This window comes from Streptomyces sp. NPDC046308 (genome assembly GCF_055588065.1).
Map to the genome: position 1 here is coordinate 60,754 of NZ_JBVJFB010000012.1, position 22,460 is coordinate 83,213.

22 protein-coding genes are annotated in these 22,460 nt (G+C 72.5%); 9 read left to right on the plus strand and 13 right to left on the minus strand.

Annotated elements, in window-relative coordinates; translation table 11 throughout:
- Position 1 precedes the first annotated feature (1 nt).
- The 10 genes from ACZ6JT_RS34095 to ACZ6JT_RS34140 form a co-directional block, all read right to left on the minus strand.
- Positions 2 to 832 (minus strand): SDR family NAD(P)-dependent oxidoreductase, encoded by an 831-nt coding sequence (locus ACZ6JT_RS34095; RefSeq protein ID WP_469215911.1) that lies wholly within the window; start codon positions 830 to 832, stop codon positions 2 to 4.
- A 29-nt stretch (positions 833 to 861) separates the two neighbouring features.
- The gene (locus ACZ6JT_RS34100; protein WP_469215913.1) at positions 862 to 2,058 is read right to left on the minus strand and encodes an MFS transporter; all 1,197 of its coding nucleotides are present in this window, start codon (positions 2,056 to 2,058) and stop codon (positions 862 to 864) included.
- 177 nt (positions 2,059 to 2,235) lie between these two features.
- Positions 2,236 to 2,811 (minus strand): streptavidin, encoded by a 576-nt coding sequence (locus tag ACZ6JT_RS34105; protein ID WP_469215915.1) that lies wholly within the window; start codon positions 2,809 to 2,811, stop codon positions 2,236 to 2,238.
- A gap of 206 nt (positions 2,812 to 3,017) precedes the next feature.
- Positions 3,018 to 4,583, minus strand: coding sequence for a hypothetical protein (locus ACZ6JT_RS34110; protein WP_469215917.1), 1,566 nt, complete (start codon positions 4,581 to 4,583; stop codon positions 3,018 to 3,020).
- Between the two features lie 164 nt (positions 4,584 to 4,747).
- The gene (locus tag ACZ6JT_RS34115) at positions 4,748 to 4,942 is read right to left on the minus strand and encodes a hypothetical protein (protein WP_469215919.1); all 195 of its coding nucleotides are present in this window, start codon (positions 4,940 to 4,942) and stop codon (positions 4,748 to 4,750) included.
- A 98-nt stretch (positions 4,943 to 5,040) separates the two neighbouring features.
- Complete coding sequence (locus ACZ6JT_RS34120) at positions 5,041 to 5,700, minus strand: ABC transporter ATP-binding protein (protein ID WP_469215921.1); 660 nt, start codon at positions 5,698 to 5,700, stop codon at positions 5,041 to 5,043.
- On the minus strand, positions 5,693 to 6,691 hold the full coding sequence (locus ACZ6JT_RS34125; protein ID WP_469216102.1) for an ABC transporter ATP-binding protein: 999 nt from the start codon (positions 6,689 to 6,691) through the stop codon (positions 5,693 to 5,695). Before ACZ6JT_RS34125 ends, ACZ6JT_RS34120 begins: the two co-directional genes overlap by 8 nt.
- A gap of 47 nt (positions 6,692 to 6,738) precedes the next feature.
- The gene (locus ACZ6JT_RS34130) at positions 6,739 to 7,611 is read right to left on the minus strand and encodes an ABC transporter permease (RefSeq protein ID WP_469215923.1); all 873 of its coding nucleotides are present in this window, start codon (positions 7,609 to 7,611) and stop codon (positions 6,739 to 6,741) included.
- Positions 7,604 to 8,569, minus strand: a complete 966-nt coding sequence (locus ACZ6JT_RS34135; RefSeq protein WP_469215925.1) for an ABC transporter permease — start codon at positions 8,567 to 8,569, stop codon at positions 7,604 to 7,606. The genes ACZ6JT_RS34130 and ACZ6JT_RS34135 overlap by 8 nt, the downstream gene beginning before the upstream one ends.
- Before the next feature lie 17 nt (positions 8,570 to 8,586).
- Complete coding sequence (locus ACZ6JT_RS34140; protein ID WP_469215927.1) at positions 8,587 to 10,176, minus strand: ABC transporter substrate-binding protein; 1,590 nt, start codon at positions 10,174 to 10,176, stop codon at positions 8,587 to 8,589.
- Between the two features lie 181 nt (positions 10,177 to 10,357).
- Here ACZ6JT_RS34140 and ACZ6JT_RS34145 point away from each other — a divergent pair, with 181 nt between their 5' ends.
- Complete coding sequence (locus ACZ6JT_RS34145; RefSeq protein WP_469215929.1) at positions 10,358 to 11,317, plus strand: fibronectin type III domain-containing protein; 960 nt, start codon at positions 10,358 to 10,360, stop codon at positions 11,315 to 11,317.
- 210 nt (positions 11,318 to 11,527) lie between these two features.
- The gene (locus ACZ6JT_RS34150) at positions 11,528 to 13,474 is read left to right on the plus strand and encodes an ATP-binding protein (RefSeq protein ID WP_469215931.1); all 1,947 of its coding nucleotides are present in this window, start codon (positions 11,528 to 11,530) and stop codon (positions 13,472 to 13,474) included.
- 158 nt (positions 13,475 to 13,632) lie between these two features.
- Here the strand turns inward: ACZ6JT_RS34150 and ACZ6JT_RS34155 are convergent, their stop codons facing one another.
- On the minus strand, positions 13,633 to 13,818 hold the full coding sequence (locus tag ACZ6JT_RS34155; RefSeq protein WP_469215933.1) for a DUF5999 family protein: 186 nt from the start codon (positions 13,816 to 13,818) through the stop codon (positions 13,633 to 13,635).
- Positions 13,819 to 13,974: 156 nt separating this feature from the next.
- On the opposite strand from ACZ6JT_RS34155, the gene ACZ6JT_RS34160 reads away from it, so the two are divergent.
- Positions 13,975 to 14,412, plus strand: coding sequence for an SRPBCC family protein (locus ACZ6JT_RS34160; protein ID WP_469215935.1), 438 nt, complete (start codon positions 13,975 to 13,977; stop codon positions 14,410 to 14,412).
- 64 nt (positions 14,413 to 14,476) lie between these two features.
- A complete protein-coding gene (locus tag ACZ6JT_RS34165; RefSeq protein ID WP_469215936.1) occupies positions 14,477 to 15,241 on the plus strand; it encodes an LppU/SCO3897 family protein in 765 nt (254 codons plus the stop codon).
- Between the two features lie 51 nt (positions 15,242 to 15,292).
- Here ACZ6JT_RS34165 and ACZ6JT_RS34170 read toward each other — a convergent pair whose 3' ends face one another.
- Positions 15,293 to 16,522, minus strand: a complete 1,230-nt coding sequence (locus tag ACZ6JT_RS34170; RefSeq protein WP_469215938.1) for an acyl-CoA dehydrogenase family protein — start codon at positions 16,520 to 16,522, stop codon at positions 15,293 to 15,295.
- Between the two features lie 205 nt (positions 16,523 to 16,727).
- On the opposite strand from ACZ6JT_RS34170, the gene ACZ6JT_RS34175 reads away from it, so the two are divergent.
- A complete protein-coding gene (locus ACZ6JT_RS34175) occupies positions 16,728 to 17,375 on the plus strand; it encodes a TetR/AcrR family transcriptional regulator (protein ID WP_365482252.1) in 648 nt (215 codons plus the stop codon).
- A 114-nt stretch (positions 17,376 to 17,489) separates the two neighbouring features.
- On the opposite strand, the gene def is transcribed toward ACZ6JT_RS34175, so the two are convergent.
- Positions 17,490 to 18,035: a peptide deformylase gene (def, locus tag ACZ6JT_RS34180; RefSeq protein ID WP_469215940.1), complete on the minus strand. Its 546-nt coding sequence runs from the start codon at positions 18,033 to 18,035 to the stop codon at positions 17,490 to 17,492.
- Positions 18,036 to 18,158: 123 nt separating this feature from the next.
- Here def and ACZ6JT_RS34185 point away from each other — a divergent pair, with 123 nt between their 5' ends.
- The 4 genes from ACZ6JT_RS34185 to ACZ6JT_RS34200 all read left to right on the plus strand — a co-directional run bounded on the left by ACZ6JT_RS34185 (position 18,159) and on the right by ACZ6JT_RS34200 (position 22,441).
- The gene (locus ACZ6JT_RS34185; RefSeq protein ID WP_469215942.1) at positions 18,159 to 19,397 is read left to right on the plus strand and encodes a MurT ligase domain-containing protein; all 1,239 of its coding nucleotides are present in this window, start codon (positions 18,159 to 18,161) and stop codon (positions 19,395 to 19,397) included.
- Positions 19,398 to 19,425: 28 nt separating this feature from the next.
- Positions 19,426 to 20,154, plus strand: a complete 729-nt coding sequence (locus ACZ6JT_RS34190) for a type 1 glutamine amidotransferase (RefSeq protein WP_030841891.1) — start codon at positions 19,426 to 19,428, stop codon at positions 20,152 to 20,154.
- 215 nt (positions 20,155 to 20,369) lie between these two features.
- Positions 20,370 to 21,395, plus strand: coding sequence for a 6-phosphofructokinase (locus ACZ6JT_RS34195; RefSeq protein WP_030711550.1), 1,026 nt, complete (start codon positions 20,370 to 20,372; stop codon positions 21,393 to 21,395).
- Positions 21,396 to 21,484: 89 nt separating this feature from the next.
- Complete coding sequence (locus ACZ6JT_RS34200) at positions 21,485 to 22,441, plus strand: cytochrome c oxidase assembly protein (protein ID WP_469215944.1); 957 nt, start codon at positions 21,485 to 21,487, stop codon at positions 22,439 to 22,441.
- Positions 22,442 to 22,460 lie beyond the last annotated feature (19 nt).

Here is a 22,460-nt window from a genome sequence, read left to right on the forward strand (position 1 = left end):
TTCAGCGTGATTGCGATGTGGCCTGCGCGTCGGCGACCTTGCGCAGGTAGGAATAGATGCCGCCGTTGCGGGCGATCCAGGCGGTGAGTCGCGGCGAGAGGGCGCTGACCACGTCGGCGACCTTCTCCATCACGGGAGCCACGGTGATCTCCACCTTGTTCTCCCTGACGCACTTCAGCACCGCGCGCGCGACCTCGTCGGGTCCGACCCGGCCGAGCAGCGGCGGCCGCCGGCCCGCCTGCCAGCCGGCGGAGATGCCCACGTCGGCGATCAGCGTGGGGTACACCGCCGACACCCCCACCCCGGTCCCCCGCAGCTCCTCGCGCAGGGACCAGGTGAAGCCGACGAGACCGTGCTTGGCCGAGGAGTTGATGGTGGCGTAGGGGTAGGCCGTACGTCCGCCCACGGAACCGATGTTGACCACGTGCCCGCGTCCGGCGTCGAGCATGTGCGGCAGCACCAGCCTGGTCATCGCCTCGACACCGAAGAGGTTCACCATGAGGACCCTCCTGATGCTCTCCACCGAGGCGTCCTGGAAGCGGGTGATGTGCTCGATGCCGGCATTGTTGACCAGGAGTTCGGGCGGCCCCAGTTCACGGTGGACGGTTTCGACGATCCGCCGCTGCGCCTCCTCGTCGGAAACGTCGGCGGGCACCACGAGCGGCTTGGGTCCGAAACGGCCGGCCCTTTCCGCGGTGGCCCGCAGGCCTTCCTCCGAGCGGGCGACGAGTGCCAATTGGACACCGGCCTTCGCCAAATGCTCGGCGATGTGCGCGCCGACGCCCCGCGAGGCCCCCGTGAGGATTCCCACCACATTGTTCAATTCGCGCACGGACGTGGTCCTTTGCCGAGAGGAGAGGTCTACCGGGACGGTTGGAGCGCGGAACGCCGGGCGGAGAGCACCTGGATCACGACGGCCACGCAGCACAGCAGCGCTCCGGTGAGCGTCACCGCGCCGATGCCGGCGTGGTCGAGCACCGCGCCGCCGAGGACACCGGACAGTCCGATGCCCAGGTACAGTGCCGACGCGTTGAGCGCGAGCAGCAGGCCGCCGGCGCCCGGTGACAGTTCGAGCAGCCGGCGCTGGACCGGCGGGTTGAACCCCCAGCTCGACACGCCCCACACGAACAGCAGCACGGCGGCCATCGCCGTGCTGTGTACCGCGGACAGCGCCGACAGTGCGATCACACTGCCGGAGACGGCCACCAGCAGCGGCACCCGGTAGCCGTACCGGTCGGCCGCGACGCCGCCGAGGACGTTGCCGATCGCACCGCCGATCCCGTAGCCGAACAGCAGCAGGCTCAGCCCGGTGCCGTGCGCGCCGACGGTCTCGGCCAGCACCGGCGCCGCGTACGTGTACACGGTGAACACCCCGAGGCTGGCGGCCAAAGTGATCCCCAGGACGGTGACCACCCGCGTGTCCGCGGCGACTTCGAGGCGCCGGCGCAGCGTCACCCGCGGGGGCGCCGCGACCTCGGGCACCACCACCGCCACGGCCAGCGCGGAGACCGCGCAGAAGGCGGCGACCAGCCAGAAGACTCCCTGGTACCCGAGCGGTCCGACGAGCAGCGTGCCCGCGGGTACGCCGACGATGGTGGCCGTCACCAGGCCGCCGAACACCCAGGCCGCGGCGCGCGCCCGGCGCTCGGGCCCGCTCAGCTCGGCGGCGACCGCGGTGGCCGCCGGGGTGAACACCGCGGCGCCCACGGCGGTGACGATCCGGGCGGCCATCAGGACGCGGAAGTCCGGTGCCACCGCGGCGAGCGCGTTGCCGGCCGCGGCCACCAGCAGGGCGGCGACGATCAGCGGGCGGCGGCGCCATCCGCCGAGGGCCACGGCCAGCAGCGGGGAGCCGATGGCGTAGGCCACCGCGAAGGACGTGGTCAGCAGTCCGGCCGTGGACAGCGGGACCGACAGTTCCGCACTCAGCTGCGGCAGCACGCCGGTGACGACGTAGCCGCTCGTTCCCACTGCGAACGCCCCGAGCGCCAACGTAAAGATCTTGCCCAACACGAAACGAACCCCCTGCCCCGGCCGGTCAGTGCCGAAAGTGATCATGGCACGGGTCCCGAAGGCCACGCGAACCGGAGTCCGAACCACACTCCCACAACAGAACTTGCAGGCCAACGGGGGTTTTGCGCCAAGATCACCTGGCCGGGCGCGGACGTGCGCGACCCGCCCACCAGGGGAACCCCATCGCTGCGGGCGGATCACACGCTCGGCAGTGCGGCCGGATCACTCCCCGTCGGCGGCCGGCGGATTCGCAGAGGTGACGCCCTGCCGGCGCGCCTCCTCGACGGCGGCGGCGGAGGGCTTGACCCGGGTGAACTCGTCGTGGCCGAGGATGGTCGACTTCCACTGGTCGGCGGGGGTCGTGCCGTAGCTCAGCAGCCACTGGGTGACGATCCGCTCCTGGGCACCGCCGACGTACTGGCCGCTCCAGGTGGCGACGGAGTGGGCGTTGCGGTAGGCGTTGCGGTAGGCGACGGTCCAGCCGACGGCGGTCCCGGTGCCGTCGGCGGGGGCGCTGTCGTAGCGGCCGGTCATGACGTAGCGCTTCTCGGCGTTGCCGACCGCGGACTCGTAGGTACCGGTGAACCCGCCGTCGGCGGCCCGGGTCACGACCATGGTCGAACCGAGCTGGTTGTACCAGGTGCCCAGGATGCCGGGGCGGGAGTCCGTCGCCGACCCGGCTGCGTCGGCCTCCGCGGACACGGTCCCCCGGGTGTCCGCCGAAGCGCTGGCGGACACGGTGACGAAGGTCAGGGACATGGCGCACACGGCGACCAGTACTTGGCGTAAACGCGTCACGAGATGATTCCCCCTGTGAGGGCCCAAGGGCCCGCCCGTCGCCCGTGATGGTGGAAGGTCACGGGCGCTTTCGGGGAGCAGCGTAGGGGCGTGACCGGCGGTACGCCGGGGTCGGTCACGCGAATTGTCGGAGTTCATGCGCAGAGTCGGCGTGATGTGTTCGCCCGCCGGCCTCCGGGGAATTCCGGAGGCCGGCGGTCCGTCGGTCAGCTGTCGCGGACCGCGACGATTCCGTTGAAGACGCCGACGTACGCGGTGCCGTCGGGGCCGAGGGTGATCGGGGCCCAGTTGTTGTCGTAGAGCGGGCCGGTTCCGACCAGTTGCCGCCAGCGGCGTTCACCGGTGCGGAAGTCCACGGCCGTGAGGTACCAGCCGTCGATCCCCCAGAAGTTGGGCTCCTTCTCGTAGAAGTAGAGCAGCCCGTTCGCGGTGGAGAGCTTCGGGACCACGGAGGGAGCGCGGATCGCGCTCTCCCACACCGTGTCGCAGCCGCTGCCGTCGGCCCGGACGTCGATGCGGGTCACGCCGCCCACGACCGACTTGCCCAGCAGCAGGGTGGTGGGGTTCTCGTAGCCGTAGTTGTTCTCGACGACGATGCTGTTGCCCCAGGTGATCAGGGAGTTGTCGGTGGTCGAGGCGCCGGAGCCGAAGACCGGCACCTTGCAGACCAGCCGCTGGGCGGCGGGGACGTCCGTGCCCCGCTTGTAGACCAGGACGTTCATCCGGTCGTCGGCGTTGTCGGTGATGGCGACGTATCCGTTGCCGAAGAGGTCCGGGGTGGTTCCCGAACCCTGGTTGACGGAACCGGGCTTGGCGGCGGTCCCGCGGTCGTACGTCTGGCGCCACTGCACCTCGGGGGTGCCGTCGGCGGCGGCGCGGAAGCTGTAGAGCGCGTGGTCGGAGACGATGGAGACGCCGTCCTCGGCGACCGAGAAGGAGTTCTGGATCTCCTCGCCCGGCAGCCGGACGGAGCGGATCACCGAGGTCGCCGGGTCCACGGTGCCGACCCGGCCCTGGCGGGTGACCCACCAGATCCGGCCGTTCCAGTCGGGCATGACCGAGGTCACGGGGTCACAGGTGCCGCTGGGCCACAGGTTGGTCCAGGTCACGCAGTCGTGCGGGACCTGGCCGGTGAGGTCCCAGTCGTTGTCGACGGTGAACTTCCAGCTCCCGTCGGGATTCCGGGAGTGGGCCAGGCGCAGGATGTGCTGACGGGAGTCGGCCAGCACCGCGCGGTCCTGGTCGTCCAGGTAGAAGTATGCACCGCCCGAGGTGTCCTTGAAGATCTTCGCGAAGTCGAGCGAGGTGATCGCCTCGACCGTCGAAGAACGCTGCGGGAGCTGGTACTCCGCGAGCGTGGCGAGCGTACGGGGCTCGAGGAGCTTGACCTTGAAGCCCGAGAAGGTCCCGCACACGGTGACGAGCCGGCCGCCCGCGTCGAAGGTGGCGGTGGCGCATTCGCCGCCCAGTGCGGCGATCTTCTCGCTGGTCACCTGGGGGTTCCTGCCGAGCGGGCCCGACCAGGGTGAGGTGGCGCTGCCGGCCGCGTCGGAGTGCATGCCGCTGCGGCCGTTGGGCGCGAGGTGGGGGTGCTGCGGCGGAGCCTGGCCGGGCAGCGGTGCGGCGGCCGCGGGGCTGCCGTCGTAGTGGCTGATCAGGCGGTGGCCGGGGGCTTTGGGTATCTCCTCGGCCTGGGCCGGCGAGCCGCCGTACATCACCGTGAAGGCGGCGACGACGGGCAGCACGGCGCAGTTCAGCGCTCTTCGGAACATCCAGACTTCCTCCCTGTCTCTTCGGTCTTGTTGACGTTGCGTCTGACATCGCGCCGCGGCCAGACGCTAGATCGCAGTGCCCGAGGAGTCCATGGATGCGCCGGATGATTCACGAAGGCGCAACAGTCGATCAACGCCGTCCCTTTCGAAGGGGACGGCCCGGGTCACGGGCGGAGGCCGGAGACCACGTTCGCGGTGGCCGTCAGTCCGTCGTGGATGGTCCCGGCCACGCTGCTGCTCGCGAGGTAGAAGCCGAGCAGTACGCAGACGAGCGCGTGCGAGAACTTGAGTCCGCCGCCGCGCAGGAAGATCCAAGCGAGGATGAGGAGCAGGACGACCACCGAGAGGGAAATCACCATCGAAACCTCCTTACTCGCCGCCATGGTGGCGCAGGAGGGGGTGCGCTCGGGCGAAACACGTGTCCGCCGTACGGGTGTTGACCGTCCGTGACGGGCGGTCAGTCCTTGACGATCTCGTTCCAGTGGGTCGTGCGGCCGCACCAGCGGCCGAGGAGCACCGGATCGTGACCGACAGCGAGGAGTCCCGCCCCGCTCTCGGCGCGGTACTCCTCGACGACCGCGACCAGGGCCGCGGCGGTGGAGGCGTCCAGCATCGCGGTCATCTCGTCGCAGACCAGCCAGCGCGGACGCAGCACCAGGGCCCGGGCCAGGCAGGCGCGTTGCAGCTGGCCGTCGCTGACCTCGTGGGGACGGCGGGCGAGCAGGTCCGCGCCGAGGCCGACCCGCTCCGCCAACTCGGGCACCACCGTGGCGGCTTCCGCACGCCGTCCGCTCGCGCGGAGGGGTTCGGCGACGAGGTCGCGCAGCCTGAGGCGGGGGTCCGCGGCGAGCCGGGGCTGCTGGAACACGACGCCGACCGCGGTCCGCAGGGAGCGCGGGGCACGGTGGGAGAAGCCGGTCACGGGGCGGCCGTCGAGCACCACGGTCCCGCGGTCGGGGCGGTGCAGCAGGGCCGCGACCCGGGCCAGCGTGGACTTGCCGCAGCCGCTCGGGCCGAGCAGCCCGCGGGACTCGCCGGGCCACAGGGTCAGGTGCGCGCCCCGGACCACGGGCGCGCGGCGGTCGTAGCCCGCGGTGATGTCCTTGAGCTCAAGCACGGTGGCAGGCCACCCCTTCGGTGAGCACGGGCCGCCGGCTGCGGCAGGTCTGGTCGGCGGCCGCGCACCGGACGGCGAAGGCGCAGCCCGCCGGGAGCGCGCCCAGCTCGGGCGCAGTCCCGGGGACCGGCGTGAAGGCGCGTTCGGGGAGCGCGTCGAGGAGGCCCCGGGCGTACGGGTGACGGGGGCCGGGGCTGCCGAAGAAGGCTCCGGCCGGGGTGATTTCGACGATCCGCCCGGCGTACATGACCGCGACGGTGTCGGCGATCCGCTCGGCCGCCGCGAGGTCGTGCGTGATCATCAGTAGCGCGCGGCCGGCCTCACGGGTGCGGGCGCGCAGCTCGTCGACGGTGCGGCGGACCAGGTCGCGGTCGAGGCCCGTGGTCGGCTCGTCGGCGAGGAGCAGCGGCGCGTCACCGACGAGGGCGAGGGCGGTGGCGGCCCGCTGGGCGAGCCCGCCGGAGAGTTCGTGCGGGTGGCGGTCGAGGTGGGTGGCGGGGAAGGCGGCCCGCTCGGCGGCCGCCTCGGCCGCCGCGCGCAGGGCCGCCCTGCCGAACCGCCCGCGGCGTGCGGGCCGCTCCGGCCCGCCGGGCCCGGCGGCCGGGCCGGGCGGACCCGGCGGCCGGGGTCCGGCCGCCGTGGCCGGGCCGGCGCGGCCGGCGTCGGCGGCCAGTTCGCGGACGGTCTCCTCCAGGTGGGCGCGGACGGTGCGGACCGGGGTGAGGTGCGCGGCCGGGCTCTGCGGGACCAGGCCGATGCGCCGGCCCCGTACGGACCGGGCCAGGGTCCGCTCGTCGGCGGCGAGCACGTCCAGCCCGTCGGCGAGCCGGGCCGACCCGGCGGTCTCGGCGTTGCCCGGGAGCAGGCCGAGCAGGGCGGAGGCGAGCACGGACTTGCCGCAGCCGCTCTCGCCGACCAGGGCGAGACACTCCCCGGGCGCCAGGGAGAAGGTGGCGTCGGTGACGGCCTCGACGTACCGGCCCGCGGGCATGCGGAAGCGGACGGAGAGCTGCTCGACGCTGAGCACGGGAGGCGGGGTCACAGGGTCAGCTCCGAGCGGCGGCGGGGGTTCAGGCGCTCGCGCCAGGCGCCCGCGAGTCCGGCGAGGGCCAGCGTCGGGACGATCAGGAGGAGGCCGGGGAAGAGGGTGGGCCACCAGTCGCCGGCGAGCAGCGAGCCGCGGCCGCTCTGCGCGAGGCTGCCCAGGCTCGCCTGGTGGGCGGGGAGTCCGAGGCCCAGGAACGACAGGGCGGACTCGTGCCACATCGCGTGCGGAATCATCAGAACCGCGGCCAGGCCCGCCTGCGGCAGGACGCCCGGCACGAGGTGGCGGACGGCGACCCGCCACCGGGAGGCGCCGCCGGAGACGGCCGCGTCCACGTAGGGGCGGCCGCGCAGGGACAGGACCTCCGCACGGACGATGCGGGCCGTGGACAGCCAGTGGGTCACGGCCACGGAGACCACCACCGGCCACACGCCCGGCCGGAACATCGCCACGATGAAGATGCCGAGGAGCAGGTGCGGGATCGAGGACAGGGTGTCCACGGCCCGCATGACCACCCGGTCCGTCCAGCCGCCCAGGGCGCCCGCGGCCGCGCCCACCGCCGTACCGATCACGGTGGCGACGAGGGCGGCCACCAGGCCGACGAGGAGGGAGAGCCGCAGACCGTGGACGCACCGCAGCAGCAGGTCGCGTCCGACGTCGTCGGTGCCGAAGGGGTGGGCCCACGAGGGTGGCCGGAGCCTGGCCGACAGGTCGACCGCCTGCTGGTCGAGCTGCGCCAGCGGCGGAACGATCAGCACCACCAGCACGATCACCGCCGTCACGAGCGCCGAGGTGCGCACGCGCAGGGTGCGGGTGGAGCGCCGGGTGCGCCCGGCCGGCCGCCACCTGACCGGGGGCTCAGCCATCGAAGCCCACCCTCGGGTCGGCCAGCCCGTACAGCAGGTCGGACAGCAGGTTCCCGGCCAGCACCGCCGCCGTGGCCAGCATCGTGAGGGCGGCCAGCAGCGGGAAGTCCACCGAGGTGGCCGCCTGTACGGTCGCCGCCGCGATGCCCGGCCAGCTGAAGACGGTCTCCACCAGCAGCGCACCGGTGATCAGCTCGGGTACCCGGGATCCGATCAGGGTCAGCACCGGCAGCATGCCGGAGCGGAGCCCGTGCCCGAGCAGGACGCTCCGCTCCGCGAGACCCCGCGCGCGGGCCCCGCGGACGGGGTCCTCCGCCAGCGCGTCGGCCACGCCCTGGCGCACGTACAGGAAGAACCACGGCAGTTGGGAGACGCCCAGCACCAGCGCGGGCAGGACCAGGTGCGAGGCGACCTGCCCGAAGGTGACCGTGTCGCTGCCGGCGTCGGTCAGGCCGCCCGAGGGCAGCGCCCCGAGCCGGACCGAGAAGAACCAGATGGCCAGCAGGCCCAGCCAGAAGGCCGGGGCGGCCTCCAGGGTGTAGGCGAGCGAGGACGCGAGCCGGTCCAGTGGGCCGCCCTGTCGGCGGGCGGCCAGGACACCGAGCACGGTGCCCGCCGACACCGCCACGGCGAACGCGCACGCGGCGAGCAGCGCCGACCAGCCCATCCGCTCCCCGATGACGTCGGCGACGGGCTGGCGCATGACGGAGGAGGTGCCGAGGTCTCCCGTGACCGCCGAGCCGAGCCAGTCCCACCAGCGCGGGACCAGGGCCTGGTCGACTCCGAGGTTGGCCCGGAGCTGGTCGAGTTCGGCCTGCGAGGCGGTGAGGCCCGCGGTGCCGGCGTAGGCCTTCACGGGGTCGAAGGGGGACAGCGCGGCGATGGCGAAGACGCCGAAGGTGACGGCGAGCAGGACCGGGGCGGCGAGGAGGGTCCGCCGCCCCACCATGCGTGCCATCGGCCCCCAGGGGAGGGTCACTTGGCCTTCGGCTTCCAGCTCTCGACGTTCCACCAGGGGCCCGAGCCGAGGCCGTGGTCGTGCGGCTCCACCTGGGTGGTGAGCCCCTCCCAGCGGTCGTTCACGACGTACAGGTGGTCGATGTGGGTGAGGAAGACGTAGCCGGGGTCCTTGACGAGCTCACGTTGCACGGTGTCGTACGCGGCCTTGCGCGCGGCCGGGTCGCCGCTCCTGCGGGCCTCGTCGAGGGCGCGGTCCACGGTCGGGTTGGCGTAGCGGGCCATGTTGTTGAAGCCGTCGCCGCCGAGGGAGGAGGTGAGGAGCAGGTACTGGTCGAAGTCGGGGTCGGCCGGGGACCCGCCGCCGGCGAGGACGGCGTCGGTCTTCATCCGCGGCTCGATGACCTCCCAGGTGCCGGCCTCGGCCTTGACCTCGATGCCGGCCTTCTTCGCGTCGGAGGCGAAGGCGAGTGCGTGGTCCTGGCGGATCTTGTCGCCGGAGGTGTACCAGAGCGGGAAGGAGGCGCGGACCCCGTCCTTGACGCGGATGCCGTCGCCGCCCGCCTTCCAGCCGGCCTCGTCGAGGATCCTCTTCGCCCGGTCGAGGTCGTGACGGCGCTCGGTGCCGGCCGTGAACCACGGGCTGTCGGTGGGCACCGGGCCGAAGGCGGGCTTGCCCGCGCCCTCCAGCAGCTCGTCGACCATGGCCGTGCGGTCCACGGCGATGTCGAGCGCCTGCCGGACCGCCATGTCTCCGGTGACCCGGTGGTGCGTCGGGAGCGTCACGTTGCGGTAGTCGAAGGTCTTGGCCGCGTACGTGCGGCGCGCGGGGTCCTTCTCGAAGCCCTGGGCGAGGTTGGGCGGCAGGATCGCCCCGTCCAGCTCGCCGGAGCGCAGCCGGGTGGCACGCACGTCGTCGTCCTTGACGACGGCCATGGTGAACTTCTTCACCGCGGGCTCGCCGCCCCAGTAGCCGGGGTTGGCCCTGAAGCTGAGCTTCTCGCCCTTGGACCAGGCGGTGAGGACGTACGGGCCGGTGCCGACGGGCCTGGTGGTGAAGTCGCCGCTGTTGACGTCCTGCGCGCCCGCGATGTGCTCGGGGGCGATCGGCAGCACGGTCCGCTCGGCGAACGGGGCGTAGGGGTACTTCAGGGTGAAGACGACGGTGTCCTCACCGCGCGCCTCGACGCCCTCGATCGCGTCCAGCTCGGTCTTGGAGGCGTTGTTCGTCCTCGCGTCGAGGATCGTCCGGTAGGTGAAGACCACGTCCTTGGCGGAGAAGGGCGCCCCGTCGCTGAACCTCACGCCCCCGCGCAGCTTGTAGGTGTACGTGCGGCCGTCTGCGGAGACCTCCGGCAGGGCCTCGGCCAGCGCCGGCTTCAGCTTCATGTCCGCGTCGTGCGTGAGCAGTCCGTCGAAGATCTTCGAGTTGCCGTCCTTGCCGTAGCCCAGCAGCGGGCTGAGGCTCTCGGGCTCGGTGGCTATGCCGACCACCACCGCGTCGGCGGCCGCGGCGGTGCCGCCGGGGCCGGAACAGGCCGCCACGCCCGTGATGAGTGCGGCGGCCAGCGTCGCGCCGGCCGCTCCCCGTACTGTCCGGGCCGTCATGCTCTGCACATCCCTGTTCAAGATCATCCGCTATTGCAAAGAGCTCGCAATAATGCCAGACAGGATCGGAAGAAGACGAACCGGGGCACATCGCCGACGACCGGCCGCAGGGGTCTTGCCGGGCTCCCGCCCTCCGTGCCATATATGTCTAGACCTTTACGGAGCGGAGGAAGGCACCCCCGTGCGACGCAGCGCCGCCCCCACGCTCGCCCTCTGCCTGGCCCTCACCGGCCTCACGGGCCTGACCGCCTGCACCGCGCCCGACACCCAGGCCCCGCCCGCCCCAACCGGACTGACCGCGCAGGCCGGCAGCGCCACCACCGTGCACGTCATGTGGGACGCGGCGGCGGACCGGGACGGGGTGCGCGGCTACCGGGTCTTCGAAGGGGACCGGCTGGTCCGCGAACTCCCGGCCGAGAAGACGATGGTGGACGTCACCGGCCTCTCCCCGCAGACCGGTTACGCCTTCACGGTGCGGGCCGAGGACGCCGCCGGGAACCTCTCCGAGCCCGCTCCCGCCGCCCGCGCGACCACCCCGGCGGCCAAGGCCGAGGACCGCGCGGCGCCGACCGCCCCGGCGGCCACCACCGGCCGCGCGAGCGGCCCCCGGGCCGCCTGGGTGTCCTGGACCGCGGCCACGGACGACACGGGCGTGACGGCGTACGACGTCTACCAGGGCGGCGTCCGGATCCACACCGCCGGCCCGGGCGAGAGCGGCACCGCCCTGAGCGGCCTCCAGCCGGACACCGTCTACACCTTCACCGTCCGGGCCCGGGACGGGGCGGACAACTCCTCCCCCGACGGACCGGCCGTGGACGTGACGACCCCGCCCGCCTCCGGCGACGGGCCCGGCACCGCCCCCTCCGCGTTCGTCGCGGCCGCCTCGCCGGGGGCGGTCACGCTCACTTGGACCGCCCCGGACACCGGCCGCGAGACCACCGAGTACGAGCTGTACGTCAACGGACGGCCCACGACCGTCATCCAGTTCGGAGCGGGCGCCGTGCCCACCGGACGGGTGGAGCACCGGCTCACGGTGACGGAGCCCACAGGCACCGAATGGGCCGTCAAACTGCGGGCCAGGCTGCCCGACGGCAACTGGGGCGCCTTCTCCGCGGAACGGCGGATCACCCTCGTGGCGTGAAATTGAGGCACCGATCCGGCCCGAACGGCACGGTCGGATAAGAAGATCACGCACAATACATCCGTGTTCGGTGAGTACTCGGTCAATGACAATCAGGCAGCATCCGCGGACGACGACCCCCCACCGGGTTCCCGCACGCCGGGGAACCTGCCACCCGAACCGGCGAGCTTCGTCGGCCGGGAACCCGAACTCCGGCTCCTCGGAGATCTTTTGCTCGAGCGGCGGCTGATCACCCTCACCGGGGTGGGCGGGGTCGGCAAGTCCCGCCTCGCCCTGCGGGCCGTCGCCGATCCCCGCCAGTCCCGGCCCGACGGCGTCTGGTGGGTGGAGCTGTCGCCGCTGCGCGATCCCGGCCTGCTCACGGCGACCGTCGCACACGCCGTCGGCCTCGCCGAACACTCCCCGCGCCCGCTCGACGAGGAGTTGTGCGCGTGGATGGCCGACCAGCGGCTCCTCCTCGTCCTCGACACCTGCGAGCACCTGGTGGCCGCCTGCCGCCACCTCGTCGGCGAACTCCTGCAGTCCGCACCGGGACTGACGGTCCTGATCACCTCCCGGGAACCGCTCGGCTCCGCGGCCGAGGAGGTCGTCGAGGTCCGGCCGCTGCCCTGCGAGGGGCCCGACAGCGACGCCCTCGCCCTCTTCCGGGCCCGCGCCCTCGCCGCGACCCCGCAAGCGGTGACCGTCTTCACCGACCCCGTACGGACCGCGCTCGCGGCCGAGGTGTGCCGGCGCCTGGACGGCATCCCGCTCGCGCTGGAACTCGCCGGAGCCCGGCTGCGGTTGTGGACGCTGGAGGAGACGGCCGAGCGGATCGGCGAGCGCTTCGAGATGCTGTCCGGCGCCCGCGCCGCCCTGCCGCCCCGGCACCGGACGATGCGGACCACGATCGGCTGGAGCCACGAACTGTGCGAGCCGCTGGAGCGGTTGCTGTGGGCCCGGCTCTCCGTCTTCACCGGGGACTTCGACGTGGCCGCGGCCCGCGCCGTCTGCGCGGGCGGCCCGCTGCCCGCCGCGCGGGTCGAGCGGGTCCTGGCGGGGCTGGCCGCCAAGTCGGTGGTCCTGCGCACCGATGAGCGGGGCGCGGGCGCCCGCTACCGGCTGCTCGACACGATCCGCGAGTACGGGCAGGACTGGCTGGCCGAACTCGGCGAGGCGCGGCTCGTGAGCGATCGGCACGCCCACTGGTACGCGGCGCTCTGCCAGGCCGCCGACCGGGGCTGGCTCGGCCCGGGCCAGGTGGACTGGTACCGCAGGATCACCGCCGAGCACGCGCAGCTGCGCACGGCCCTGGAGCACCTGCTCACCGCCGACCCGACGGCGGCCCTGGAGATGGCCGGGGCGCTGTGGTTCCACTGGTTCGCCTGCGGACACGCGCACGAGGGCCGGGCCTTCCTGGAACGGGCGCTGCGGTCCGCTCCGCCCACGGGGGCCGCGTACAACCAGGCCCAGTGGGCCCTCGGGCTCACGCTGCTGCTCCAGGGCGACATGGAGGCGGCCGGGCGGATCGCCGAGGAGTGCACGCGGGACGCGGCCCGCCTCGCGGACCCCGAGCGGGAGCTGCGCGCGGCCTATCTGCAGGCGGTGGCGGTCCTCATGCCGGGCGATCCCGTACGGGCGCTGGCGCTGGCGGGTCCGCGGGCCAGGGCGGGCCACGGCGGGCGGACGAGCGGCCCGGGCTGGCTGCTGTGCAAGCTGGCGACCGGCTACGCCCTCTGCGACCAGGGGCGGTTCGAGGAGGCGACCGATGAGGCACGGTCCCTGCGGGAGGCGTGCGCGGAGCTCGGCGAGCGCTGGCTGCGGGCGTACGCGGACTACATCCTGGCGGTGGCCTCGCTGGGCCTGGGCGACCACGGGGAGGCGGCCAGGCACGTGCGGGCGATGCTCTCCGGCAAGCGGCTGCTGGGCGACCGCTTCGGCATCGCGCTGGGCCTGGACGTACTGGCCGCGGCGGTGGCCGGGCTGGGCGACGGAGAACTGGCGGCGCGGCTGCTGGGCACCGGGCACGCCTGGTGGCGCACGGTGGGCCGGCCGCAGATGGGCTCGCCCTCGCTGACGGCCCTGCGGGACCAGGGCGAGCGGCAGGCCCGGGCCGCGATCGGCGACGCCGCGTACGAGACGGCGTTCCGGGGCGGCGCGGCGACGCCCACCGGCTGAGCAGCGGCCGGTGGACGCCGTGCGTACTGGATCGGCTTCGTCGGAGCTCCCGTCAGTACGGGAGGGGTCTGCCCGACGGCGTGCGCAGGTCCAGGTCTCGTGGAGCGGGCTTGGGGACGGGCTTGCGGATCAGCTGCTGGCGCATGCTGCCTCCTCGCTCAGACCAGGGCCGGGCGGCGGGGTTCCACCGTGCGGCTGTCGGGGAGCAGTTCACCGGTGTCGTCGAACACCACGACCCCGTTGCACAGCAGGCTCCAGCCCTGTTCCGGGTGGGAGGCCACGGTGCGCGCGGCGTCGTGATCGGCGCTGTCGGCGGGTGGGCAGGGTGGCTGGTGGGAGCACATGGCGCACCTCCTCGCAAAGTGGGGCGGGAGGGCCGGTGGTCACCCGGTCGATTCCGCGATCCACGGTGGCTGGTGAGTATTGCTGATCGCCACCCCCGGACGGAACCCGTATTCGCGGTCCAGTTCACGGTGTGTATGCCCGATTACCATGCGCTCATGCCCGGTATCCGGATCATTCACCATACGTCTCGGCCACCCGACGAGACCTGGCTGCGGCTCACCGACTGGGAACGCCACGGCGCGCAGGTCCCCCTCACGCGGACGATCATCCGCACGGCGCCCCCGACGCGCGTCGGAACGATCTTCGCCGCCCGCACGGGTGTGGGCAGGATCACTTTCGACGATCCCATGGAGGTCGTGGTCTGGCAGCCCCCGGCGGGCGGCTCGGCGGGGCTCGTCCGGCTGGAGAAGCGCGGCCGGTCCGTGACGGGCTGGGCGGAGATCGAGGTCCGGCCCCTCGCCTCGGGCGGCACGGAGGTCCACTGGCGCGAGGACCTGCGCGTGCGCGGCCTCCCCCGCGCCCTGGACCCCGTGGTCGCGGCGGCGGGCCGGCTGCTCTTCGGGCGGGCCCTCGCCCGGCTGCTGCGGACCTGAGGGCGCGGGCTAGGGTGCCGTGATCACCACGCCGGTGATCATCGACCGACCGAGGAGAATCCCCGTGGCCACTCCGCCACCGCCGCAGCAGGGCGCCGGAGGCCCGTACAGCCCGGCGGGCCCCTACGTACCCCGACAGCCGACCGGGGCCGACGGCCCCGTGTTCACCGGACCGCAGCAGCCGTACGGTGCGTACGCGGCCCACCCGCAGCCGGGCCGGTACGGCTGCACCCTGTGCGGGGCCTGGCCCGCCGCGCCCGCGACCGTACGCGGGCACCAGGGCCTGATCGTGCTGATGCGGTTCCTGAGCTTGCGCGGGCCGTTCTGCCGCGACTGCGGACTCGCCACCTACCGCCGCATGTCCTCGGACACCCTGTGGCAGGGCTGGTGGAGCCCGTTGTCCCTCTTCGTCACGCCGGTGACCCTGCTGATGAACCTCGGCCCGCGGGCGGCCTTCCGCAGACTCGCGCCCCCGGCGGGCGGCTTCCGCCCGCCGCTCGACCCGGGCAGGCCGCTGTGGCGCCGGCCCCCGGTGCTGCTCTTCCTCACACCGGTCCTGCTGCTCTTCCTGGCCGTCCAGGCGCTCCTCGTGATCGGCCTGGTCGTCGACGGCCCGGAGAAGCTCTCGGTGGGGCAGTGCGTGCGCAACGAGGGCAGCTGGACCGACCAGGACCTGGAGGTCGTGTCCTGCGGCTCGTCCCGGGCCCAGTACGAGGTCACCGCCGTACTGGACACGCCCGGCGCGCACTGCGCCCCGCTGGACTACCTCGCCGATCCGAAGTACGGCCCCGACGAGTTCACCAGCGCCTGCCTCACGCCGCTGCGCTGAGACCGGGCCGGGGGGTGTGGAACCCGGGTCCCGCACCCCCCGGCCACAGCACTAGCGGATCGGCATGCCGGAGATCGTGCGGGCGATCACCAGCCGCTGGATCTCGCTGGTGCCCTCGAAGATGGTGTAGATCGCGCTGTCCCGGTGCATGCGCTCCACCGGGTACTCGCGGGTGAAGCCGTTGCCGCCGAGGATCTGGACCGCCTGCGCGGTGACCTTCTTGGCGACCTCGCTCGCGAACAGCTTCGACATCGAGCCCTCGGCCGACTCGAACGGCCGACCTGCGACCGCCATCCAGGAGGCCCGCCACACCAGCAGCCGGGCCGCGTCGATCTGCGTCCGCATGTCGGCGAGCTGGAAGGCCACGCCCTGGTTGTCGATGATCGGGCGGCCGAACTGCGTGCGGGTCCTGGCGTAGTCGAGGGCGACCTCGTACGCCGCGCGCGCGGTGCCCACGGCCATCGCGCCGACCGCCGGCCGGGAGGCCTCGAAGGTGGCCATGGCCGCGTTCTTCACGCGTTCCCCGCCACCGCTGCGGGCGCGCTCGTGGGCCCGCGCGAGGCGCTCGTCCAGCTTCTCCTTGCCGCCGAGCAGGCAGGAACCGGGGATCCGTACGTCCTCCAGCACCACCTCGGCGGTGTGCGAGGCGCGGATGCCGTGCTTCTTGAACTTCTGGCCCTGGGACAGCCCCGGCGTGTTCGGCGGCACGATGAAGGAGGCGTGTCCCTTGGTGCCGAGCTCGGGGTCGACGACGGCGACGACGATGTGGACGTTGGCGATGCCGCCGTTGGTCGCCCAGGTCTTGGTGCCGTTGAGCACCCACTCGTCCTTGGCCTGGTCGTAGACCGCACGGGTGCGCATCGAGCCGACGTCGGAGCCGGCGTCCGGCTCGGAGGAGCAGAAGGCGGCGACCTTCACGTCGTCCGGGGTGCCGTACATCTGCGGGATCCAGGTGCCGATCTGCTCCTCGGTGCCGTTGGCGACGACGCCGATGGCCGCGAGTCCGGTGCCGACGATGGACAGGGCGATGCCCGCGTCCCCCCAGAAGAGCTCCTCCATCGCCATCGGGATGCCGAGGCCCGTCGGGTCGAAGAACTGCTGGGCGTAGAAGTCCAGCGAGTAGATGCCGACCTTCGCGGCCTCCTGGATGACGGGCCAGGGAGTCTCTTCGCGCTCGTCCCATTCGGCGGCCGCGGGTCGCATCACATCGGCGGCGAAGCCGTGGATCCAGTCCCGTACCTGCTTCTGGTCGTCGTTCAGCTCCATGGTGAACTCCGCCATGTCCCCTCCACCTGTCCGTTCTCGTCCCTGCGGGAGGTTACTAGCGGTAACCACCACGAGGGCCACAGTCTGTTACCGGCGAGTAAGGCCTGTCAAGCACGGAGGATTCAGCCGGCGGCGGCCGCCGATTCGATCCCCGGGGTGCACCGGGTGTTACGTTGCGTGGGCGTCACGCACATCGCAAGGGCGGGGAGAGAAACACGTCATGGAGACCACTCAGCAGGCCGGCGAACCGGGAGCGGCCGAACGCCGCCGGCGGGAGCTGCTCGAAGCCGCGGACCGGGTCGTGCTCAGGGACGGCCCCAAGGCCTCCATGAACGCCATCGCGGCCGAGGCCGGCATCACCAAGCCCATCCTGTACCGGCACTTCGGGGACAAGGCGGGCCTCTACCAGGCACTCGCCGTACGGCACACCGACGCCCTGCTCGACTCGCTGCGGGCCGCGCTCGACGCACCCGCCTCCACCCGGCGCCACCGGGTCGAGGCGACCCTCGACACGTACCTCGCCGCCATCGAGGCCCGCCCGCAGGTCTACCGCTTCCTCATGCACCCGGCCGAGGACTCGCACAGCGCGGAGCGCGGCTTCGACGTGGGCCTGCACTCGGCGCCGCTGCTGCGCAGGCTCGGCGAGGAACTGGCCGAGGTGATCGGCGAGCGGGTCGACCTCGGCCCCGGCGGCGAACGCCTGGCCCGGGTCTGGGGCCACGGCATCGTCGGCATGATGCACGCGGCCGGCGACTGGTGGCTCGGCGAACGCCCCTGCGAGCGCGCGGAGCTCGTCGCCGGCCTCACCGACCTCCTCTGGGGCCGCCTCTCCTCCGCCGGCAACCGCGTGGACGGCCCGGGCTTCTGACGAACCCCGGCCGGCGAATTCAGCCCCTCCGGGTGTGAGGAGCGGTCCGGGCGGAGCCCGGTGCCGCTCCTCCAACGCCGGAGGGGCCTGATGTGACTCAGCCGAAGAGACGACCTAGCCCTGAGAGGACCAGGGGGCCTTCCGGATGGCGCGCCGCAGGCGACGGGCTCGCAGGCCGGTCACGCGGTCCGCGTACACGGTCCCCTCCAGGTGGTCGCACTCGTGCTGCAGGCAGCGCGCGAAGAACCCCGTACCGACGACCCGCACGGGCGCCCCGCCCGAGTCGACCCCCTCGACGACCGCCCGGTCGAAGCGCGCCGTCCCCGCCTCCAGGCCCGGCAGGGACAGGCAGCCCTCGGGCCCGAGGAACTCGTCCCCGTCGGCCTCGACCAGCCGCGGGTTGACGATGTGTCCGACGTGGCGGACGTCCTCGTCGTCGGGGCAGTCGTAGACGAAGACCCGCTGTCCGACGCCGATCTGGTTCGCGGCGAGGCCGACGCCCTCCGCGGCGTACATCGTCGCGAACATGTCCTCGATGAGCCGCTCGAGCTCCGGGCCGAATTCGGTGACCTCCGCGCAGGCCGAGTGGAGCACCGGAGCACCCAGCAGGCTCATGGTGCGGACGAGTCCGGTGGTACCGGGAATGGGGCGCTGTCGCATGGCCGTAAGCGTACGACGGGCGACTATATGAGGAGATCCGCGGCGGGGCGGGGGCGCCGCGGTCAAGGCTGCGGCCGGTACTGGATAGGCTGGGGCCGACCGACGCAAGGAGGACAAGGGACGATGGCAGGCAACACGGAGCCGCTTTCGCCGCGGGCCAAGCTGGCCGTGACGGCGGGCAAGGCCGCGGCGGCGGTGTCGCGGGCCGCGGGACGCGGAAGCGGATCGGTGATCGGTGGCAAGGTCGCACTCAAACTCGACCCCGATCTTCTCGGCGCGCTGGCGCAACACCTCGACGTCGTCCTCGTCTCCGCGACGAACGGCAAGACCACGACGACCCGGCTGATCGCGGAGGCCCTGCGGGCCAGCGGTCCGGTCGTCTCCAACGCCCTCGGCGCCAACATGCCGGCCGGCATCACCTCGGCCCTGGCGGGCGGCTCGGACGCCAAGTACGGCGTCATCGAGGTCGACGAGAAGTACCTGGCCGGAGTGGCCCGGGACGTCACCCCCAAGGTGATCGCCCTGCTGAACCTCTCCCGCGACCAGCTGGACCGCGCCGCCGAGACCCGCATGCTCGCGGAGAAGTGGCGCGAAGGACTCCAGGGCTCGAAGGCGGTCATCGTCGCGAACTGCGACGACCCGCTGATCGTGTGGTCCGCCTCCTCCTCGCAGAACGTCGTGTGGGTCGCGGCCGGCCAGGAGTGGAAGGACGACGCCTGGTCGTGCCCCTCCTGCGGCGGTGTCATGCAGCGCCCGGGCGACGACTGGTTCTGCGGCGAGTGCGGTTTCCGCCGCCCGGCCCCGACCTGGGTGCTCTCCGGGGACCACGTGCTGGACCCGCACGGCTCGGCCTGGCCGATCCACCTCCAGCTGCCCGGCCGCGCCAACAAGGCCAACGCCGCCACCTCGGCCGCCGTGGCCGCCGTGTTCGGCGTGCCGCCGCAGGTCGCGCTGGAGCGGATGTACCAGGTGCAGGCCGTCGCCGGCCGCTACGACGTGGTGCACTTCCAGGGCCGTGAGCTGCGGCTGCTGCTCGCGAAGAACCCGGCGGGCTGGCTCGAAACGTTTTCGCTGATCGACCCGCCGCCGACGCCGGTGATCCTCTCGGTGAACGCGCGCGGCGCCGACGGCACGGACACCTCCTGGCTGTGGGACGTGGACTACCCGCGCCTGGCCGGCCACCCGATCTTCGTGATCGGCGACCGCAAGCTGGACCTCGCGGTCCGCCTGGAGGTCGCGGGCCTGGACTTCCGGGTGTGCGAGACCCTCGACGAGGCCGTGCAGCTCGCGCCGCCCGGCCAGATCGAGCTGATCGCCAACTACACCGCCTTCCAGGACGTCCGCCGCCGCGTCGGCAACTAGGCCCGTCACAAACGCAGAGGACAAGAGCATGAGCGACAACAGCCTGCGTCTGGTGTGGGTCTACCCCGACCTGCTCAGCACGTACGGAGACCAGGGCAACGCCCTCGTCGTGGAGCGCCGGGCCCGCCAGCGCGGCCTGGACGTGCAGCGCGTGGACGTGCGCAGCGACCAGCCGATCCCCACTTCGGGCGACATCTACCTGATCGGCGGCGGCGAGGACCGGCCGCAGCGCCTGGCCGCGGAGCGGCTGCTGCGCGACGGCGGTCTGGAGCGCGCCGTCTCGAACGGGGCGATCGTCTTCTCGGTCTGCGCCGGGTACCAGATCCTCGGCAAGGAGTTCGTCAACGACCAGGGCCAGCGCCAGGAGGGCCTCGGCCTGCTGGACGTCGTCACCCTGCGCGGTGAGGGCGAGCGGTGCGTCGGCGACGTCCTCGCCGACATCGACCCGCGCCTGGGGCTGCCGCAGCTGACGGGCTTCGAGAACCACCAGGGCGTCACGCACCTCGGCCCGACGGCCAAGCCGTTCGCCCGGGTCACGATGGGCCGCGGCAACGGCACCGGCGACGGCACCGAAGGCGCGTACAACGACACGGTGTTCGGCACCTACATGCACGGCCCGGTGATGGCCCGCAACCCGCAGATCGCGGACCTGCTGCTGAAGCTGGCCCTCGACGTGAACGCGCTGCCGGCCATAGACGACCGGTGGTACGAGGCGCTGCGCGCGGAGCGCATCGCGGCCGCGACGCAGCCCGCCTAGCACCCGGCGGACCGCTCATCGGGGCGGCCCCGTCATCATGTGTTCGGCCCGGTTTTCCCTAGGGGGAACCGGGCCGACGTGGTTTCGTACGACGAGTGCGACCAGCATGTGGAGGATGGTTCAGCCCACTGCTCCACCGCTTGTAGGGTGGCCGTAGTTCCAACCGGACGACGTGGTCCGGTCGTCGGCCCACGTTGCAAAGGTCTCTCCCTGCCATGCGCATTGGTGTGCTCACTTCCGGTGGCGACTGCCCCGGCCTCAACGCCGTCATCCGCTCCGTCGTGCACCGCGCCGTCGTCGACCACGGCGACGAGGTGATCGGCTTCCTCGACGGCTGGAAGGGCCTGCTGGAGGCGGACTACCGCAAGCTCGACCTCGATGCCGTCGCCGGCATCCTGGCCCGCGGTGGCACCATCCTCGGCTCTTCCCGGGTCCAGCCCGCGCACCTGCGCGACGGCGTGGAGCGTGCCCGCGGGCACGTGGCCGACCTCGGCCTCGACGCGATCATCCCGATCGGCGGCGAGGGCACCCTGAAGGCCGCGAACCTGCTGTCGCAGGCCGGTCTGCCGATCGTCGGCGTCCCGAAGACCATCGACAACGACATCGCCTCCACCGACGTCACCTTCGGCTTCGACACCGCCGTCGGCGTGGCCACGGAGGCCCTGGACCGCCTGAAGACGACCGCCGAGTCCCACCAGCGCGTGATGGTCGTGGAGGTCATGGGCCGCCACACCGGCTGGATCGCCCTGCACTCGGGCATGGCGGCGGGCGCGCACGCGATCGTCGTGCCGGAGCGCCCCTTCGACATCGAGGAGCTGACGGCGATCGTCGGCGAGCGCTTCTCGGCGGGCAAGCGTTTCGCGATCGTCGTCGTCGCCGAGGGCGCCAAGCCGCGCCCCGGGTCGATGGACCTCGAGGAGGGCGGCGTCGACATGTACGGCCACGAGCGGTTCGCCGGCATCGGCAACCGGCTCGCGGTGGAGCTGGAGCACCGCCTGGGCAAGGAGGCCCGGCCGGTGATCCTGGGCCACGTCCAGCGCGGCGGCACGCCCACCGCCTACGACCGCGTCCTCGCCACCCGCTTCGGCTGGCACGCCGTGGAGGCCGCGCACCGCGGCGAGTTCGGCATGCTGACCGCGCTGCGCGGCACGGACATCGAGATGGTGCCGCTGGCCGAGGCGACCTCGACCCTCAAGACGGTGCCGGCCGACCGGTACGACGAGGCCCAGACGGTTCTGTAACCGTATGCCCGTTACGGCCGCCCCCGCGCGCGGGAACGTACGGGGGCGGCACTACTGTGGTGGGGCGCCACAGTCAAGGGAGTGAAGAGATGGACCACAGCGGGCACGGCATGGACATGAACATGGACCTGCCGCCCTTCACTCTCGGACGCGGGCTGGAGTTCTCCTTCGACGCGTTCTTCCTGATCGGCTCGCTGGTGGGGCTCGCCCTGTACGGGTGGGGGGTGCTGCGGCTGCGCCGGCGCGGGGACGCCTGGCCGCTGGGCCGGACCATCGCCTTCACCGCGGGCGTGCTGACCGTGGTCCTGGTGATGTGCACCAAGCTGAACGACTACGGCATGGTCATGTTCAGCGTGCACATGGTCCAGCACATGGTGATCAGCATGATCACCCCGATCCTGCTGCTGCTGGGCGCCCCGGTGACCCTGGCGCTGCGCGCGCTGCCGCCCGCCGCACGCGGCCACAAGGGCCCGCGCGAGCTGCTGCTGGCGCTGCTGCACAGCCGGTACATGCGGGTGGTCACCCACCCCGCCTTCACCATCCCCATGTTCATCGCGAGCCTCTACGCCCTGTACTTCACCCCGCTCTTCGACTTCCTGATGGAGAGCCGCACCGGGCACATCGCGATGATGCTCCACTTCCTCGCCGTCGGCCTGATCTTCTTCTGGCCGATCATGGGCATCGACCCGGGTCCGCACCGTCCGGGCTACGTGATGCGGATGCTGGAGCTCTTCGCCGGCATGCCCTTCCACGCGTTCTTCGGCATCGCCCTGATGATGGCGAGCGAGCCGATGATCAAGACGTACGCGAACCCGCCGGCCTCCCTCGGCATCGACCCGCTCCTCGACCAGCAGTGGGGCGGCGGGATCGCCTGGGCCTTCAGCGAGATCCCCTCGGTGCTCGTCCTGATCGCCCTGGTCTACCAGTGGTACCGCTCCGAGCAGCGGGCGGCGAAGCGCTCCGACCGGGCCGAGGACCGCAACGGCGACAAGGAGCTGGAGGCGTACAACTCGTATCTCGCCTCGCTCCAAGCGCGTGGCCAGTAGCGCAACCGCCCTGTCGCGC